The following is a 15,171-nucleotide window of genomic DNA, read 5'->3' as shown; positions in this document are numbered from 1 at the left end:
CCGACCTCCCGGTCCGAAATCCCGCGCGGCCTGTCCAACCTCCCGGCCCGGCCAGCCCGACCGCCCCGCCGTCGCCTGGTCCAACCTCCCGCGCGCCCTCGTCGGGCCTGTCGCGCCGGTCAGCCGACCGCGGCCGTCGCGGGCAGCACCTCGCGCAGGAACTGCCCGGTGTAGCTGTCCTCGACCTCCGCGACCTGCTCCGGCGTGCCCTCGGCCACCACCATGCCGCCGCCCGACCCGCCCTCGGGGCCCATGTCGACCAGCCAGTCCGACGTCTTGACGACGTCGAGGTTGTGCTCGATCACGATCACCGTGTTGCCCTTGTCGACCAACCCGTTGATCACGCCGAGCAGCTTGCGGATGTCCTCGAAGTGCAGACCGGTCGTCGGCTCGTCGAGGATGTACACCGTCTTGCCGGTGGACCGCTTCTGCAGCTCCGCCGCCAGCTTCACCCGCTGCGCCTCGCCGCCGGACAGGGTCGGCGCGGGCTGCCCCAGCCGCACGTACCCCAGGCCGACGTCGACCAGCGTGCGCAGGTGCCGGTGGATCGCGTTGATCGGCTCGAAGAACGCGGCCGCCTCCTCGATCGGCATGTCGAGGACCTCGGAGATCGTCTTGCCCTTGTAGTGCACTTCCAGCGTCTCGCGGTTGTACCGGGCGCCCTTGCACACCTCGCACGGCACGTACACGTCCGGCAGGAAGTTCATCTCGATCTTGATCGTGCCGTCGCCCGCGCACGCCTCGCAGCGCCCGCCCTTGACGTTGAACGAGAACCGGCCCGGCTGGTAGCCGCGCACCTTCGCCTCGGTGGTGGCCGCGAACAGCTTGCGGATGTGGTCGAACACACCCGTGTAGGTGGCCGCGTTCGACCGCGGCGTGCGGCCGATCGGCGACTGGTCGACCTGCACCAGCTTGTCGACCTGGTCCAACCCGCGCACCCGGGTGTGCCTGCCCGGCACCTGCCGCGCGCCGTTGAGCTTGTTCGCCAGCACCGTCGCCAGGATGTCGTTGACCAGCGTGGACTTGCCCGAGCCGGACACGCCGGTGACCGAGACCAGGCAGCCGAGCGGGAACGACACGTCGATGCCGCGCAGGTTGTGCTCGCGCGCGCCGACCACCGTGAGCTGCCGCTTCTTGTCGACCTTGCGGCGGGTGGCGGGCATCGCGATCTCCTTGCGCCCCGCCAGGTAGGCGCCGGTGATCGACTCCTTGTTCTTGAGCAGTTCCCGGTACGGGCCGCTGTGCACGACCTTGCCGCCGTGCTCGCCCGCGCCGGGGCCGATGTCGACCACCCAGTCGGAGGTGCGGATGGTGTCCTCGTCGTGCTCGACCACGATCAGCGTGTTGCCCAGGTCGCGCAGCCGGGTGAGGGTCTCGATCAGCTTGTGGTTGTCGCGCTGGTGCAGGCCGATCGACGGCTCGTCCAGCACGTACAGCACGCCGACCAGGCCCGAGCCGATCTGCGTGGCCAACCTGATCCGCTGCGCCTCACCACCGGAGAGGGTGCCGGACGCGCGGTCCAGCGACAGGTAGTTCAGGCCCACGTCGAGCAGGAAGTGCAGCCGGGCCTGGATCTCCTTGAGCACCGCGCCCGCGATCATCGACTCGCGCTTGCCCAGCTTGAGCCCGTCGAGGAACTCCGAGCACTCGGCCACCGACATGTTGCACACCTCGGCGATGGACTTGTCGCCCTTGCGCCCGTGGTGCAGCGTGACGGCCAGGATCTCCGGCTTGAGGCGGGTGCCCTGGCAGGTGGGGCACGGCACCTCCCGCATGTAGCCCTCGTACTTCTCCCGCATGTACTCGGACTCGGTCTGCTCCTGCCGCCGTTCCAGGAACGGGATCACGCCCTCGTAGTTGGCGTAGTAGGAGCGCTCGCGGCCGTAGCGGTTCTTGTAGCGGACGTTGACCTGCTCGTCGACGCCGTGCAGCACCGCCTTCTGCACCTTGGCGGGCAGCTGCCGCCACGGCGTGTCCGTGCGGAACCCGATCGCGAGGCCCAGCGACTCCAGCAGGCGGGTGAAGTACTCGGCGGTCTGGCCCGAGGCCCACGGCGCGATCGCGCCCTCGGCCAGCGACAGCTCGTCGTCCGGCACGACCAGCTCCGGGTCGACCTCCTTGCGCACGCCGATGCCGGTGCACGCCGGGCACGCGCCGTAGGGCGAGTTGAACGAGAACGACCGGGGCTCCAGGTCCTCGATCGCCAGCGGGTGGCCGTTCGGGCAGGCCAGGTTCTCCGAGAAGCCGCGCACCCGGCGCGGGTCGGTCTCCGGGACGTCCACGAACTCCAGCTCGACCAGGCCGTCGGCCAGCCGCAGCGCCGTCTCCACCGAGTCGGTCAGCCGCTGCTTGGCGCTCGTCTTCACGCTCAGCCGGTCGATCACGACCGCGATGTCGTGCTTCTCCTGCTTCTTCAGCTTCGGCACCTCGCCGAGGGCGTACACGACGCCGTCGACCTTGGCGCGCGAGTAGCCCTGCGACTGGAGGGTGGAGAACAGGTCGAGGTACTCGCCCTTGCGACCCCGGATGACCGGCGCGAGCACCTGGAACTTGGTGCCCGACTCCATCGCCAGCACCTGGTCCACGATCTGCTGCGGCGTCTGCTTGCTGATCGCCTCGCCGCAGGTGGGGCAGTGCGCCTTGCCCGCGCGGGCGTAGAGCAGCCGCAGGTAGTCGTAGACCTCGGTGATGGTGCCCACGGTCGACCGCGGGTTGCGGCTGGTGGACTTCTGGTCGATCGACACCGCGGGCGACAGGCCCTCGATGAAGTCGACGTCCGGCTTGTCCATCTGGCCGAGGAACTGCCGCGCGTACGCCGACAGCGATTCGACGTAGCGGCGCTGGCCCTCGGCGAAGATCGTGTCGAAGGCGAGGCTGGACTTGCCCGAGCCGGACAGCCCGGTGAACACGATGAGGCTGTCCCTCGGCAGGTCGAGGTCCACCCCTCGCAGGTTGTGCTCGCGCGCCCCGCGAACGACAAGCCGGTCGGCCACAACGGTTCCCTTCGGTTTTTGACCTTCCCCCGAACAGACGTTCGAAAAGCGTATCGGACCACTGCGTCAGCCCTGTCGGGGAGGGCGTCAACCATGCTAGGGGCGGGCACCGACAAAACCCGTTCCGGGCACGTCCACGATCGTGCGCCAACGGCTCTACCGGTCGGTAGTGAACGCCCCTACGCTGGGGTGATAGGCCGTTCGGCCGCATACGCCGGGATGAGGTGCCCATGAGCTTCGCTGATGCCGCCCAGGTCCGATCCGCCCAGACGAGCGTACCCGCGCCGCGCGAGCAGTCGGCCGCGGTCCAGGACGCGGTCGCCGGGCTCGCCGAGGTCGAACGGGCGACGCGGGCGTTGTACGAGGTCGTCGCCGAGCTGGACCTGGTGGCGCTGCGCGGTCCGAGCCTGCTGCCCGGCTGGAGCCGAGGCCACGTGGTGACGCACCTCGCCCGCAACGCCGACGCCCTGGTGAACCTGCTCACGTGGGCCAAGACCGGCGTCGAGCACCAGATGTACCCGAGCGCGGCCGACCGCGACGCCGACATCGCCGAGGGCTCGGGCCGGCTGCCGCAGCTGCTGCGCGCCGACCTCGACGCGGCGTGCCAGCGCTTCGCCACGGCCGCCCGCGAGCTGCCGCCCACCGCGTGGGAGGCGGAGGTCGTGCACCCGAAGGCGGGTCCGTTCCTGGCGCACCGGGTGCCGTGGCTGCGGCTGCGCGAGGTGTGGTTCCACCTCGTCGACCTGGACCGCGGCGTCGGGTTCGCCGACCTGCCGCCGCACCTGCTGGAGCACTTCCTGGAGGACGTCGTCGGCCAGTACGCCGACCGGGCCGACGTGCCCGCCGTGCGGGTCGAGGCGGTGTTCCCGGACGGTCGTCAGCGCAGCTGGGAGCTGACCGCGGCCGGTGGGACGTCGACCGCGGTGAACGGGGCGGCGGCCGACGTGCTGGCGTGGCTCACCGGCCGCCAGAGCGGCGCGCGGCTGAACGGGACGGCGCCGACGCTGCCCAAGTGGCTCTGAGCGGTGTGCAGGCGGGCGCTGAGCAGGATGCCCGCCACGGCCGGCCGGCTCGCCGTGAGCACCCGGTGCGCCGGCCGTTCCACGAACTTGGTGAGCAGCCAGCCCAGGACGACGGCGGTGCCGGTGAAGGCGGCCAGCTCGGCCAACTGCCCGCCGTGCGGCGCGACCTTCGCCATCACCAGGTAGCCGATCTCCTGGTGGACCAGGTAGACGCCGTAGGAGATGCCGGCCAGCCACCTGATGGGCCGGGCGAGCAGGCGCAGGGGCGGGATGTCCCAGTCCGGGCCGCCCGCCGCGGCGCACACGCCGATCAGCAGCACGCCGAGGCCGATGGTCGAGGCGAGGTCGGCGCTGTGCACGGCCTGGGCCAGCAGGGACGCGGTGAGCAGCGCGAACAGGTGCCGGTCGCCGAGCCGGGCCCGTGACCACAGCCAGATGCCGACGCCGATGGCGAACAGCTGCGCGCGGTGCACGCCCAGGCCGTCGTAGAGGGTGCGGATCGCGCCGGGCTCGACCGTCCAGACCCTGGTGACCAGGGGTGCGACGACGAGCGTCCAGAGCAGCGCCTGGACCGCCCGGCCGCGGACCCGCGAGGCCAGCAGCGCGCCCGCGACGAAGCCCGTGACCTGCACCGGGAGGGTCCAGTAGGAGAAGTCGACCAGGCGCACGCCGGGGAACCAGTTCTGCAGCATGAGGACGTTGAAGAGCAGGTCGCGCGGTTCGAGGTGGCTCCAGCCCTCCGGGGCCAGGTGGCGCAGCACGGCGTACGTGCCGGTGGCGGCCACCACGTAGGCGGGGACCAGGCGGGCGAGGCGGTGGCGCAGGAAGCGGGCCGGCTCGCCCTTGGCCAACGAGGCGCAGGCGAAGTAGGCGGAGAGGACGACGAGGCCGCCGGCGCCGAATTCGAGGGCGAAGACGAAGGACGGTCGGCCGAGTTCGGAGTGGACGGACGGTCCGGCGTGGGTGGCGTGTTGGAGGAGCACGCACAGCACGGCGAGGATGCGCAGGACGTCCCAGTTGATCCGACGTTTGGTAGGCACGAGGTGGAAGAACCCTAATCAGACGACATCGGTGTGGCGGCGGCGAGCGTTACAAACCCTAAGGGGTCGGCCGGTGGCGGTCCTGAAGGGTGTCCGGTCGGATACGGTCGGCCATTGTGGACGTACTAGAGGACTACACGGGGCATGTATCGCCGGGCGGACCGGCGGCACGGCGCACCCTGGACGCGTTGACCGTCACGAAGGTCTCGGTGGGGCCGATGGACAACAACGCGTACCTGCTGGTCTGCCGTGCGACGAACGAGGGACTGCTCATCGACGCGGCGGCCGACCCGCAGCGGCTGTCGGACCTGGTCGGGCACTCGGTGAGCCGGCCGAGGTTGAAGACGGTGGTGACCACGCACCAGCACGCGGACCACTGGGGCGCCCTGGGCGCGGTGGCCGGGGCGAACGGCTCGAACACCGTCGCGCACGCGGCGGACGCGGACGTGCTCCCCATCCCGCCGGACGTGCTGGTGGAGCACGGGGACACCGTGCACGTCGGCGAGGTCCCCCTGACGGTGATCCACCTGCGCGGCCACACTCCGGGCTCGATCGCCCTGCTGTACCGCGACCCGACCGGCCACCCCCACCTGTTCACCGGCGACTCGCTGTTCCCGGGCGGTCCTGGACGAACGACGAGCCCGGAGGACTTCAAGAGCCTGATGGACGACCTGGAGGCCCGGGTCTTCGGTGAACTGCCCGATGACACCTGGTTCTACCCCGGTCACGGGGACGACTCCACGCTGGGCGAGGAGCGCCCCAAGCTCGGCGAGTGGCGCGAGCGCGGTTGGTGAGTTCGAGCATCCCGGAAAGCCGTTGCGAGAGATCCGCGATCTCCTCGACGCCGACCCGATCCGCGCGGGTGACCGACTCAGGTTCACCGCCCGGCGAACGCTGACGACACACTCCGTAAGGCCGGACCACGACCGCGGACGACTGGTTCACCTGGAGGCGTGGCGTTCGCGCGGCCGCCGGTCGATCGCCAAGGCCGACCGACCCCCGCCGGGTGACGCACCCGACGGGGTCGGCTCGGGCCGCCACCGCCGACCCGGCCACCGGTGCGGCTCGAACAGCCGGTCCAGGAAGGTTTCCCGCACACCGAGCCGCTCCCCGTCGACAACGGCCGGAGCAGCAGCCTCCCGGCGCGGCCCGAAGGTCTCCGAGAGGGCCTTGTCGGCCAGGTAGTCGGGCGCCCCGGACACAGCAGTTGACCTCACGCGCGGTCGCGGTCAGTCGCCTGCTTCACCGCGAGCAGGAAGCCACGTCCGGCCCGCTGGAACTCGTCGACCCCCGCCGGTCGCGGCAAGGCGTCCACGAAACCGACCGGACCGTCCGCCGCACGGGCGAGCACGGCCTCGTCGTCGAAGCTGAACCACGCGTGGCCAGGCACGTCGAGCAACTCGCGCACCAGCGTCGTCTTCCCGGTCCGCCGCGCGCCGCCGAGCAGGACCACGCGGAACGAAGCCAGCAGCTCGGTCACCCTTGCAGCCGCGTTGCGCTGTACGAGGGCACTCGCAGCTCGACCCCAACCGACAGAACGCGCCAACTCTGGGCGACACCGCGCCGCCGGACTTCGACTCGTTGATCGACGACGTGACGTCCCGGATCTTCGCCGAGTCTCCGGATGACAGTTGGGCGTACCCGGGTCACAGCGACGACACCACCCTGGAGAGTGGACGATTCCACCCGGACGAGTGAGGCTCGCGGCGTTGGTGACGTGCTGGGTGTGCGGTCCGTCGACCTGTGCCGGACGCATCACGCCCAGCGCACGATGCCGAAAATGCCACCTGCGGAACCCGAAAGCCGCATCGGATTCGTCGCTTTCACCGGGCGAAGTCGCGGATCTCTGCAACAAGAAGCACCCTCGCGGGCGATGGCAGTACACAACTGTTGGAGTGAGGAGTGCAATGGCAGACGATCTACGTCCCGATATCCAGGCGGCGAAGGACAAGATGCAGGCGAGGATCGGCGCAGGTCGAGAGATCAAGCGCCTCGTGGAGTACCTGCGGGAAGGCGAGCAGGTCGAGCTGATGGCCGCGGGGGCGTACGGACCAGGCCAAGGCCTGGTCGTCCTGAGCGACCGCCGCCTGCTGTTCGTCAAGGACGGGATCGGCAGGCAGGTGACCGAGGACTTCCCCATCGAGAAGGTCTCCTCGGTCCAGTGGTCGTCCGGCATGGCCCTCGGCAACCTGACCGTCTTCGCCTCGGGCAACAAAGCCGAGATCAAGGGCATGAACAAGAAGGACGGCAAGCAGATCGCCGACGCGGTCCGCAACCGGTTGTCTTCCCAGTCGGCGCCCGCCACCCAACCGGTGGCCACTTCCACCGAGCCCGACGTGTTCGAGCAGTTGCGCAAGCTCGGCGAACTCCGCGACGCGGGAATTGTGACAGCCGGCGAGTTCGAAGCGAAAAAACGAGAACTCCTCGCACGGTTGTAGGGAGAACGATATGGCCCCCTCACGTGCTACCCACAGGTGACGTCACGAAGGACGCCCACTCACCGGTGGCACCGCACGGATCCAAGCCACGTCGCCGGACGGGTTCGGCTCGTCGATCGACGACGTGACGGCCAGGGTCTTCGCCGAACTTCCGAACGACACCCGGGAGACCGGGCCACCGCGACGACACCCCAGGGAGTCCGCACGCGCGGCGATGGGGGGTTGGATTTACGGTGCGGTCCGCTCGACGGCGTCCAGCACGTCGAGGTAGCCGTCGCCGACGCGCCACAGGGCGTCCGAGACCGCGGTGAGCTTGCCTGGGCTCCAGCGCTTCTCCTCGTAGGCGCGGCTGTGGCGGCGCAGTGCGCGCAGGCTCACGGCCAGTTCGTCGCGCAGCCGCGCCCGCACCTCGTCCGCTCCCGGCGCGGGCGGCCGGATTTGGCCGCCGCGACCGTCGGCGAGGGCCGCGACGGCGTCCTCCACCACCCCGTCCACCGAGTCCCAGACCAGCACGGGCCGGTCGACGTGGTGGTTCCAGACCGGGGCATGCGCCGACCGCCACAGCGCCGTGATCGGGTTCCTCGCCACCCGCGTGGCGTTGGCCCAGTGCTCCGCGCCGTGCGGCTCGCTCAGCCACGGCACGTCGTCGACCGGCAGGTCGACCACCACGGCGACGGTCACCCGGTCGAGATCACGTGGCTCGCCGAGGAGGTCGCCCACGGCCCACAACCGCACCACCCGCAACGGCTGGATCGAGCTCGGCAGGCTCGCCATCTCGCCGCACTTGGCCGCCAACTCCTCGACGTGCCGCACCGCCCGTGTCCACTTCACCCGCCCATCCTGGCCCAACCGGCGGCGCGGCCCTCACTTCCGCCCGGTCAGCACGGTCACGTGCACGTGCTCGGTGAACGGCGCGTGGGGTTCGAGCGCACGGTGGATCCCTTCGGTGAAGTCCGAACGCCGCGCCGGGAGCCGGTCGACGGGCAGCGCCGAGAGGACACCGCCCACAATGGACTCGACGTCCAGCGTGCCGGCGTAGTCCACACCGTGCACGTCCACCCGGAACCCGGTGGCGGCCAGGCTCTCCCGGTACCGCGCCTGGCTCTCCTCGTCCGTGCCGCACGCGTTGCCCGCAGGCCGGCCCAGCCACCGCTCCAGGAACCCGCGCAACGCCCGCGACCAGTCGGTGTCCTGCAACCACAGCGGGGTGCCGTTGGTCAGCACGGCCACACCCCCACCCGGCCGGACCAGCGGGAACAGGTCGCGGAACAGGTCGTCGGGCCGCATCCAGTGCAGCGCCTGGCCGATCGTGACCACGCCGACCGACCCGTCACCGAGCACCCCGCGCAACGCGGGCACGTCGGCGTCCGTCCCGACCACCCAGGCCAGGTTCGCCGCACCCCGCTCCTGCGCCGCACGCCGGCCCTGCGCCAGCATGTCCGGCTCCGGGTCGACCCCGACCACCGCGCGGACCCGCGCCGCGAGGGGCACCGTCACCTGACCCGTGCCGCACCCGAGGTCCACCGCGACGTCGTCGGGCGTCAGCCCGAACGTCTCCACCAGCGCGTCGAACACCGCGGGCGGGTACCCGCGCCGGTACCGGTGGTAGAACTCCGCCACCTCACCCCTGAAGCCCAGTGCCATGTCCCCAGCGTGCCCGCGGCCGCCGGCGGGACGACAGCGATTGCGCTTTCGGCGCAACGGCGGTCGCGCGGCGGAGCGGGCCGGCCCACTCGGTATGTTGCGCCGCATGGAGCAGGTGGTGGAGATCTACACCGACGGCGCGTGCAGCGGGAACCCCGGACCGGGCGGGTGGGGCGCCGTGCTGCGGTACGGGGCGCACGAGCGCGACCTGTTCGGCGGGGAGTCGACGGCCACCACCAACAACCGGATGGAGCTGATGGCCCCGATCCGGGCGTTGGAGACGCTCAAGCGGCCGTCCGCGGTGCGGATCTACACCGACAGCACGTACGTCCGCAACGGCGTCCTGTCCTGGATGGCCAAGTGGAAGGCCAACGGCTGGCTCACCACGAGCAGGCAGCCGGTCAAGAACGTCGACCTGTGGCAGCGCCTCGACGCCGCCGCCGCACCCCACCAGGTCGAGTGGCACTGGGTGAAGGGGCACGCCGGGCACCCGGAGAACGAGCGCGCGGACCGGCTCGCGGTCCGCGGCGTCCGTGCGGCGACGGAGTCGGACCTTCGAGCGGACGTCGTGCACGACGGGAGTTGAGCCGGCAATTCCATTCGGCTCAAAAGCAATTACCCGGCGAACGGCGCACGATCACGATTCCGCCGATCGGCGGTTCGCCCGGCACGGGCTCGTTATCCTGCGACCATGGGGCGCCGGAAGGATCGCGGCAACAGGACGAACGCGGTCGACCAGGGGAATGCGCAGCGGAAGAGCCGGCGGGTGGCGGTGTACGCCATCGTCGCCCCTTTGGTGCTGACCGCGGTGATGGCCACCGTCTTCTTCCAGGAGGCGGTCGACGTCCTGGTCGGCTCGACCGGTGTCGACCCCACCTCGATCGAAACCCGGTGGCCGCTGAGGTTCGGCTGCGACCTCGCCGGTGTGGTGGCGATGCCGAAGGGCGGGAAGGGCCTCGACGACCTCGGCATCACGTTCGCCGAGGACCCGAGGCAGACCGCCGTGAAAGCGGGCGCGGGGGCGTGGGGCAAGGGCACCCTCTACGTCTCCCTGCGCACGAGCAAGGACAACGAGGTCGTCGTCAACAGCGTGCAGCCCAAGCACGTCACCAGGACCGACGACGTCGCCGTCGACTGGCTGCTGTCCCAACCGGCGGCCTGCGGCGGCGATCCGGACGCGTGGCCACGAGCGCCCTACCAGCTCGACCTGGAAACCGGGTCCTTCACCAAGGTCGACGACGAGGGCAAGGCCCAACCGCTCGACTTCGTGGACCGGGTGGTGAAGGTGGACGACCCCTTCACGTTCTTCGTGGACGTGGCGGGCTGCTCGGGCACCTACCGGTGGCTGCTGGAGGTCAAGTACTCCTACCGCGGCCACGAATACACCAGAACGGTCGGTTCGGTCGAGAACCCGTTGTTGTCCATCGGCGGGCGCACCGACGCGGCCATCTACGAATCGAACCCCGGCAAGACCGAACCGGGCCGGTGGTACGAGACCGTGCCCAATCTCGACCAGCCGCCCTGCGAGTGAGGAACAGAGCACCGATGCGCCCGCTGACCCGACTGGTCGCGATCCTCGCCCTCCTGTCGCTCCTCGTCTCCAGCACGGCGCCGGGCGGTCGCCCGAACGCGGACGACGCACGACTCGCCGCCCCCGCCGAGCCCACCGCGGACCCGGAGTCGTGGCGGTTCACGTCGATCGAGGAGATCAGCGGCGACGGCCGCCCGTTCGACGCGGACCTCGTCGTCTCCTTCGCCGCCGGGTTCATCGCGGTCCGGGAGTCGACGGTGCGGTTCTGGTTCTCCCCGGACGGCACGTCGTGGCGGCGAGCGCCCCTGGACAACCTCTTCCCGGGCCTGCCGGGGAACGCCTACGGCACCTACATGCTGGCCGAGCACGACGGCAAGGCGTACGCCTTCACCAGGGAGCAGCAAGGCGGTTCGTACCCCACGCGCCCGGCCGCGTTCGCCACCGCCGACGGCGTGGTCTGGCAGGACGTCTCGGCGGAGTTCCCCTTCGACACCTACACCGTGCCGCCGGCCGAGACGGGCGACTTCTCGATCGTCGCCGCAGAGGTGGTCGGGGCCTCGACGGACGGTGAGTGGGCACTCCTCTACGACTCGCGGTCCTGGACCCGGGCGCCGGTCGACGGACGGTGGAGCTGGCGTCCCGTCGATGCCTTCCCGTTCGTCTGCTCCATCCGGAACCGCGCCACCGTGGACCTCGGGTACCTGTTCATGGGCGGGTGCCTGGGCAGCGACGAAACCGGAGAACAGCCGTACGGCAACATCATCGCCCTCACCCGGCCGGGCCGACTCGTCGACCTGCACGAGGAGGTGCCGCTGTCGTGGGGCAGCGCCGCGGCGTCGTCCGACGGCTCGACCCTGATCTTCGACCCGGACAGCTTCACCCGGTCCGACGACGGCAGGTCCTGGTCGACGCCGGTCGACCTGCCGATCCCCGACGGGTTCACGGGGCTGCAGGTCGAGCAGGCGGTCGGGACCGACGGCGGCATCCTCGTCTTCGGCCAGGTGGTGGCCCAGGGCGGCACGGTGCAGCTGCCCGCGGTGTGGCGGACCGACGACGAGGGGACGTCGTGGAGCTTCACGCAGCTGGAGCCCTACCACCGGGAGGGCTCGCTGCAAGGGGTGGCCGAGAAGGACGGTCGGGTGGTCGTCCTCGCCCACGGCTTCGACAACACCAAGGGCGTCCGCACCGCGGGCGTGTTCGTGAACGGGTGAGCGAGGCGGCGGTCAGATCAGCGGGCAGGTGTCGTACATGACCTCGAACAGGCGTGAGGACTCCGGTGTCTGCCCCGCCGGCAGGTCGAAGTAGCCCTTCGCGGCCTCCACGCAGGTGCTGAGCAGGCCGTTCTCGATGGAAAGGGTGGACTCGCGCGACCGGTTGGACTCCAGGGCCGCGTCGAGCTCGTCCTGTTGCTCCCTCAGGTCGGCGAGACCGCGCTCGCGGTCCACCCGGGTCGCGGCGACGCCGTCGCGGTCGGCTCGTTCGCCGAAGTAGAGGACGGTGAACGTGGCGGTGGCGATGGCGAGCACGGCGGCCAGCGCGATCAGCACGACGACCGGCGCACGGCTCGGGCGGGCCGGCGGCGGTTGAGCCGGCGGCGGCTGAGGCGGCTGGAGCACCGGGAACTGCTGCGCCTGCCCGGACGGGGACTCGGGAGTGAGCGGCGGCGGCGCGAGCGGTGGTCCGAACGGCTGCGCGAACGGCCGCGGCGGGGTCGTGGGCTGACGGTCGGCTTCGGGCGTGGTCATGGGTGCTCCCAGCTCAGCAGTTGTCCGACGCGCGGGAGACCGCGGGGCCGAGGGCCGCGTCGTCGCCGTCCCGGGCCGCGATGATCGAGTCCTTGGCCGGCTCCGCGCACTTGCGCAGCTCCGCGTTCTGCGTCTCCAGCCGCGAGATCTGGTTCGCCACGTCGTCGTTGGCCGTGTCGGTCGCCGCGAGGCGGTCCTGGGCCTCGGTGAGCGACCGGCTCGCCTGGTCCAGGCGCTGGACCTCCAGACCGTGCTCGTCCTTCGCGCCCATGAACAGCACGATGGCCGAGACGGCCGCGCCGACCAGCAGCACGACGAGCACGCTCAGCAGCACGACCGCGCCCCGCGCCCCGGTCGGAGCCGCCGATTCCGGCGGCGACTGCGGCGGTGACTGCGGCGGTGGTGGCGGGGAAGGTGACGGGATCGGCGGCGCGTAGTCGGTCATGAGGCCCCTCTTTTCCTTGGGATGCCTCGAAAGTAGGGACGACCGGGGCCATCGGCCAAGCCCGCGGCCCCCGGAAACTTCCGCTACCTGCCGGCGGTCCGGCGGAACCGGTCCCCGGACCGGGCCGTACCGGGGATCACAGCCAGCCGTTGTCGTGCGCGGTCAGGTACGCCTCCGAACGGCCGGCCGCGCCGAGCTTCGCCACCGCCGCGGCCAGGTAGTTGCGCACCGTGCCGGCGGACAGGTGCGTCCGGCGCGCGATCACCGCCACCGGCGTGTCGTACTCCGCGAGCCGCAGGACCTCCAGCTCGCGCGGCGTCAACGGGCACGGCGGCGTGGTCAGCGCGTCCGCCGCCAACTCCGGGTCGACGTACCGGGCGCCGCCGTGCACCCGCCGGATCACGTCGGCCAGCGCGCCGCCCGGCGACCCCTTGGGCAGGAACCCCTTCGCACCGGTCGACAGCGCGCGTTGCAGGTGCGGCGGCTTGCCGCGCCCGGTCAGGATCACCACCGCGCACCCCGGCAAGGACGACGCCAGCGCCGCGGTCACCTCGAACCCGTCCAGCGACGGCATCTGGAGGTCCACCACGGCCACGTCCGGCCGGTGCGCCAACGCCACGCGCACCGCCTCCCGGCCGTCCGCGGCCTGCGCGACGACCTCGATGTCCGGCTCCAGCCCGAGCAACGCCGCCACCGCGACGCGGATCAGCTCCTCGTCGTCGGCCAGCAGCACGCGTATCACGGCCGCACGGTCGCCACCAGCGTGAACACCCCGTCCTCCTCCCCCGTGCGCACCGTCCCGCCGACCCGGGCCAGCCGCTCGGCCAGCCCGCTCAACCCCGCCCCGTGCCCCCGCACGCCGGTCGCGCCGTCGTTGGCCACGGTCAACCGCACCTCCCCGGCGCCGACCTCGACGTCGATCGTGCACCAGCGCGCCCGGCTGTGCCGCAGCACGTTCGTGCCCGCCTCCCGCACCGCCCACGACAGCTCACGCGACACCGACGGCAACTCCGCCGGCACCGACACCGTGCACCGCACCCCGGACGAGGTCAACACCTGCCCGATCGCCGACGCCTGCTCCTCCAGCTCCACGGTCCGGTACCCGTGCACCGCCTGCCGCAGGTCCGCCAACGCCGCCGAGGCCAGCGCCCGCACCTCGTCCGCCTCCGCGCCCGCACGCTCACCGTCGACCACCGCCAGCCGCGAGGCCAGCTCCGCCTTCAGCGCGATCACGGTCAACCGGTGCCCCAGCACGTCGTGCACGTCCCGCGCGAACCGGAGCCGCTCCTCGATCACCGCCAGCCGGGCCCGCGCCTCACGACCGCGTTGCGCCTGCACCACGAGGTCCCACAGCCACACCGGCAGCACGTGCGCCAGCGCCAACCCGACGCCGATCCCGCCGGCGACCACCAACGCCCGCGGTGGTTGCGCCGACAACGCCGCGGCCACCGCGACCACGACGGGCGCCACCACCCACCACCGCCGCACCAGCACCGGAGCGGTCCCGACGAGCGCCGCGCCGACCCACGCCCACGTGTCCCACCGCCCCGCCGCCACCGGCGCCAGCAACGGCACCGACAGCACCGAGGCCACCGCGAAAGCCACGTCCCACCGCGCCCGCGCGACACCCGGTGTCACCACCGCGTACAGCACGCCCGCGTGCGCAACGCTGAACAGCACCACGCCGACCGACCCCGCCACCACCCAGGCCGGCCGGGTCTCCCGCAGCACGCCGATCCCCGGCCCGACCAGGCTGGTCGACCACGCCACGCCCAGCGACACCAGCGTGAGCGCCCTCGCCCGCCGCATCACGCGCACCACCCCCACCGCGAACAGTTCCTCACCATGCGAGCGACACCGCCACGAACGTGTCGACCACGACGCAGCCGAGCGCGTACCAGGTGGGCACCACCAGCTTGGCGCGGAAGTGCACGAGGTCCCACGCGGCGTGCGCCAACCACCCCGCCGCCACCACGTACCGGCCGACGTCGGGGTCGACCAGCAGCGCGACCGCCGCCACCGCGCCGAACACCACCACGCCGGCGAGCTGCGCCCACACCAGCACCGGCCGCCGCAGCTCGCCCCGCACCAGCGCGAACAGCAGGTAGGCCAGCGCGCACCCGACCAGGCCCCACGTGCCGAAGCCGGTCCGGTCGCCGCCCCCGTCGGCGACGATCGCGATGCCGAGCGCGGAGGAGATCACCAGGGAGTAGATCGAAGAACGTCTCATGGGAACCACGGTGCGGCCGGCCGCGCGCAACACCCACCCCCGCGATGTCACCACAAAACCATGCGGATCGCACGGTCCGGCCG

The 15,171-nt window shown here is 71.6% G+C and carries 16 protein-coding genes and 1 pseudogene; 6 read left to right on the top strand and 11 right to left on the bottom strand.

The genetic code is table 11. The features are described from left to right. Positions 1-119: 119 nt before the first annotated feature. Positions 120-2,993 carry an excinuclease ABC subunit UvrA gene (uvrA, locus tag ACYVLT_RS22795; protein ID WP_461122189.1) on the bottom strand — a complete coding sequence of 958 codons (2,874 nt, stop codon included), beginning with the start codon at positions 2,991-2,993 and terminating at the stop codon, positions 120-122. Positions 2,994-3,223: 230 nt separating this feature from the next. Here uvrA and ACYVLT_RS22790 point away from each other — a divergent pair, with 230 nt between their 5' ends. Next, the gene (locus ACYVLT_RS22790; protein ID WP_461122188.1) at positions 3,224-4,015 is read left to right on the top strand and encodes a maleylpyruvate isomerase family mycothiol-dependent enzyme; all 792 of its coding nucleotides are present in this window, start codon (positions 3,224-3,226) and stop codon (positions 4,013-4,015) included. Positions 4,016-4,116: 101 nt separating this feature from the next. Here the strand turns inward: ACYVLT_RS22790 and ACYVLT_RS22785 are convergent. Further along, positions 4,117-5,055: pseudogene (locus tag ACYVLT_RS22785) on the bottom strand (acyltransferase family protein); the annotation flags it as partial. A 116-nt stretch (positions 5,056-5,171) separates the two neighbouring features. Between ACYVLT_RS22785 and ACYVLT_RS22780 the strand changes: the two are divergent. Next, the gene (locus ACYVLT_RS22780; RefSeq protein WP_461122187.1) at positions 5,172-5,849 is read left to right on the top strand and encodes an MBL fold metallo-hydrolase; all 678 of its coding nucleotides are present in this window, start codon (positions 5,172-5,174) and stop codon (positions 5,847-5,849) included. A 147-nt stretch (positions 5,850-5,996) separates the two neighbouring features. On the opposite strand, the gene ACYVLT_RS22775 is transcribed toward ACYVLT_RS22780, so the two are convergent. Further along, positions 5,997-6,257: a hypothetical protein gene (locus tag ACYVLT_RS22775; RefSeq protein ID WP_461122186.1), complete on the bottom strand. Its 261-nt coding sequence runs from the start codon at positions 6,255-6,257 to the stop codon at positions 5,997-5,999. A gap of 11 nt (positions 6,258-6,268) precedes the next feature. Beyond that, positions 6,269-6,535 (bottom strand): AAA family ATPase, encoded by a 267-nt coding sequence (locus ACYVLT_RS22770; RefSeq protein WP_461122185.1) that lies wholly within the window; start codon positions 6,533-6,535, stop codon positions 6,269-6,271. 415 nt (positions 6,536-6,950) lie between these two features. On the opposite strand from ACYVLT_RS22770, the gene ACYVLT_RS22765 reads away from it, so the two are divergent. After that, positions 6,951-7,493: a PH domain-containing protein gene (locus ACYVLT_RS22765; RefSeq protein ID WP_461122184.1), complete on the top strand. Its 543-nt coding sequence runs from the start codon at positions 6,951-6,953 to the stop codon at positions 7,491-7,493. A 228-nt stretch (positions 7,494-7,721) separates the two neighbouring features. Here the strand turns inward: ACYVLT_RS22765 and ACYVLT_RS22760 are convergent, their stop codons facing one another. Together ACYVLT_RS22760 and ACYVLT_RS22755 are read right to left on the bottom strand one after the other, a co-directional pair. Beyond that, positions 7,722-8,324 (bottom strand): DUF7711 family protein, encoded by a 603-nt coding sequence (locus ACYVLT_RS22760; protein WP_461122183.1) that lies wholly within the window; start codon positions 8,322-8,324, stop codon positions 7,722-7,724. 33 nt (positions 8,325-8,357) lie between these two features. Beyond that, complete coding sequence (locus ACYVLT_RS22755; protein WP_461122182.1) at positions 8,358-9,137, bottom strand: class I SAM-dependent methyltransferase; 780 nt, start codon at positions 9,135-9,137, stop codon at positions 8,358-8,360. A 106-nt stretch (positions 9,138-9,243) separates the two neighbouring features. Here ACYVLT_RS22755 and rnhA point away from each other — a divergent pair, with 106 nt between their 5' ends. The 3 genes from rnhA (at position 9,244) to ACYVLT_RS22740 (ending at position 11,879) form a co-directional block, all read left to right on the top strand. Continuing rightward, positions 9,244-9,723, top strand: coding sequence for a ribonuclease HI (gene rnhA, locus ACYVLT_RS22750; RefSeq protein ID WP_461122181.1), 480 nt, complete (start codon positions 9,244-9,246; stop codon positions 9,721-9,723). A gap of 105 nt (positions 9,724-9,828) precedes the next feature. Then, positions 9,829-10,668 (top strand): hypothetical protein, encoded by an 840-nt coding sequence (locus tag ACYVLT_RS22745; protein ID WP_461122180.1) that lies wholly within the window; start codon positions 9,829-9,831, stop codon positions 10,666-10,668. A 14-nt stretch (positions 10,669-10,682) separates the two neighbouring features. After that, positions 10,683-11,879, top strand: a complete 1,197-nt coding sequence (locus tag ACYVLT_RS22740) for a sialidase family protein (protein ID WP_461122179.1) — start codon at positions 10,683-10,685, stop codon at positions 11,877-11,879. Positions 11,880-11,891: 12 nt separating this feature from the next. On the opposite strand, the gene ACYVLT_RS22735 is transcribed toward ACYVLT_RS22740, so the two are convergent. The 5 genes from ACYVLT_RS22735 to ACYVLT_RS22715 all read right to left on the bottom strand — a co-directional run bounded on the left by ACYVLT_RS22735 (position 11,892) and on the right by ACYVLT_RS22715 (position 15,088). Then, positions 11,892-12,413, bottom strand: coding sequence for a hypothetical protein (locus ACYVLT_RS22735; protein WP_461122178.1), 522 nt, complete (start codon positions 12,411-12,413; stop codon positions 11,892-11,894). Between the two features lie 13 nt (positions 12,414-12,426). Continuing rightward, on the bottom strand, positions 12,427-12,858 hold the full coding sequence (locus tag ACYVLT_RS22730) for a hypothetical protein (protein ID WP_461122177.1): 432 nt from the start codon (positions 12,856-12,858) through the stop codon (positions 12,427-12,429). 136 nt (positions 12,859-12,994) lie between these two features. Continuing rightward, positions 12,995-13,600 carry a response regulator gene (locus ACYVLT_RS22725; RefSeq protein WP_461122176.1) on the bottom strand — a complete coding sequence of 202 codons (606 nt, stop codon included), beginning with the start codon at positions 13,598-13,600 and terminating at the stop codon, positions 12,995-12,997. Next, positions 13,597-14,667, bottom strand: coding sequence for a sensor histidine kinase (locus ACYVLT_RS22720; protein WP_461122175.1), 1,071 nt, complete (start codon positions 14,665-14,667; stop codon positions 13,597-13,599). The genes ACYVLT_RS22725 and ACYVLT_RS22720 overlap by 4 nt, the downstream gene beginning before the upstream one ends. A gap of 31 nt (positions 14,668-14,698) precedes the next feature. Next, complete coding sequence (locus ACYVLT_RS22715; RefSeq protein ID WP_461122174.1) at positions 14,699-15,088, bottom strand: hypothetical protein; 390 nt, start codon at positions 15,086-15,088, stop codon at positions 14,699-14,701. Positions 15,089-15,171: the final 83 nt, after the last annotated feature.

Source organism: Saccharothrix stipae (genome assembly GCF_054781895.1).
Note: the sequence above shows the minus strand (reverse complement) of the source record. Positions and strands in the feature narration are given on the sequence as shown.